The sequence below is a fragment of the Streptomyces sp. NRRL WC-3549 genome (assembly GCF_000721935.1).
Lineage (GTDB): Bacteria > Actinomycetota > Actinomycetes > Streptomycetales > Streptomycetaceae > Streptomyces.
The window spans coordinates 48029-49952 of sequence record NZ_KL585427.1; the positions used below are offsets into that span (position 1 = coordinate 48029).

Annotated in this window: 2 protein-coding genes; both read right to left on the reverse strand. The window is 72.4% G+C overall.

Annotated features, from left to right (window positions below; genetic code table 11):
- A partial coding sequence (locus IH13_RS38790) for an MFS transporter (protein ID WP_031089056.1) occupies nt 1–970 on the reverse strand: 970 nt, incomplete at its 3' end.
- 10 nt (nt 971–980) lie between these two features.
- A partial coding sequence (locus IH13_RS0129305) for a metallopeptidase TldD-related protein (RefSeq protein ID WP_031089057.1) occupies nt 981–1924 on the reverse strand: 944 nt, incomplete at its 5' end.

Sequence of the window (1924 nt, forward strand, 5' to 3'; positions counted from 1 at the left end):
CGACGATGCCGAAGCTCGTGGCGAACCAGGGGAAGGCGAACAGCACCGTCGCCCAGCCGTCCGAGGCCAGGGGGATCAGCAGACTGGTCGGTATGGTCACGAGGTAGGTGGCCCACATCGCCCTGACCGGGCCGAACGCGGCGGCGACCCGGCCGGCGACGGCCGCACCGAACACACCGCCGACCCCGCTGACCGCCATCAGAGCGCCGACGGCGGTGCCGGACAGGCCGATCTCGTCGACGAGCAGCAGCATGACCAGGGGGGTGGCCATCGCGTAGAAGAGGTTGTACGTCGCGGCCGACCCGGTGATCGCGCGGAACACCGGATCGCGCAGCACGAACCGCAGACCCGCCTTGATCTCGGCCCCCATGCGCCGGCCCGGTGCCCGGTCCGGGACCGGCTCGGCCGTGCGGATGAGGGACAGCTGCAGCGCCGAGAAGAGGTGGCCGACCGCCTGTGCGCACAGCGCCGCCGTGGCACCGGCCGTCACGAGGAAGCCGGCGAGGGTCGGGCCGACCAGCCTGGACACGGCGCTGGTGCTCTCCAGCCGGGCGTTGCCCTCGACCAGCTGGTCCCGTCCCACGATCACCGGGATGTAGGACTGGTAGGCGATCTCGAAGAACGCGGTGGCGAAGCCGAGGAGCAGCGTCGAGACCATGAGGGCCGTGAAGGACATCCGGTCCAGGAAGAAGCCCAGTCCGATCAGCAGCAGCAGAGCGGCCCGCAGCAGGTCGCAGACGATCATGATCGGACGGCGGCGGGACCGGTCCACCAGCACGCCGGCGGGCAGACCGACGATCAGGAACGCGGCCGTCTGCGCGGCGTTCAGCAGGCCCATCTGGAAGGGGGTCGTCGCCAGCGTGGTCGCGGCCACCAGCGGAATGGCCGTGCGGCCCATGTTGGTGCCGACCATGCTGACCGTCTGGGCACCCCAGAACAGGCGGAACTGAGGGTTCTTCAGGAGGGACACGGGAGCGCTCCTAGCGGCCGGTCGTGAGGCAGGTGGTCCAGACGCCCGGACCGGCCACGAAGGCGTTGTTGCTGCGGTTGACCCGTGTCCGCCCGTCGTGCCCGTCGATGTGGCGGAGCAGGTCGAAGACGTTTCCGGCGAGCGTGATGTTGCCCGCGTTGCGCCGTGTGCCGTCCGGGGAGACGACCACGGCGTTGGCGCCGATCGAGAAGTCGCCGGTGATGGGGTTGGAGGTGTGCGCCCCGTTCGCCTGGACGACGTGCAGCACGGTGCGCCCTTCCCGTACCTCGGTGCCGAGGTCCACCGTGTGGCGCAGCAGCAGGTAGCCGGGCTGGACCGTGGACATCTCGCCGGACGGTCCGCGCTGCCCGGAACCGGTGCCGGCGGTGCCGGCCTCGGCGGCGGTGCGGCGTGCGCTGAGGTAGCCGCGCAGAACGCCGTCCTCGACCAGGACCGTGGGGCCGCAGGGGGTGCCCTCCCCGTCCCAGGGCACGGCGCGGGGGCTGCCGTCCGCGGTCGGGTCGTCGACCAAACCGACGCCGGCGGCGGCGGTACGGTCCGCCAGCGGGGAACGTCCCTCCAGCACCGAGTCGAGCAGGAAGGCGGGCGCGACCAGGGTGAGCAGCCTGACCAGTACGCGGCCGTCCACCAGGAGGTCGTCGTAGGCGAGTTCCGCGACGGGGCGGTCGGCGAGGACGCGGGCGAGGTCGCGGAGCTCGGGCAGCTCCTCCTTCTCGACCGTGTCGAGTACGTCCCGCACGGTCCGGCCGTACGTCTGGTGGCCCATGTGGCCGATGCCGGCGCCGCGGGCGGTCAGCCGGGCGTGCACCTGGACGACGCCCGTGGCGTACTCGGCGGGGACGGCGCCCGCGCGGTGCAGAAGCACCCCGGCGCGGTCGGCGCGTACCCGCAGCTCGACCTCCAGGCCGTCGTCGGCCTCGCTGAGCCGCCGTA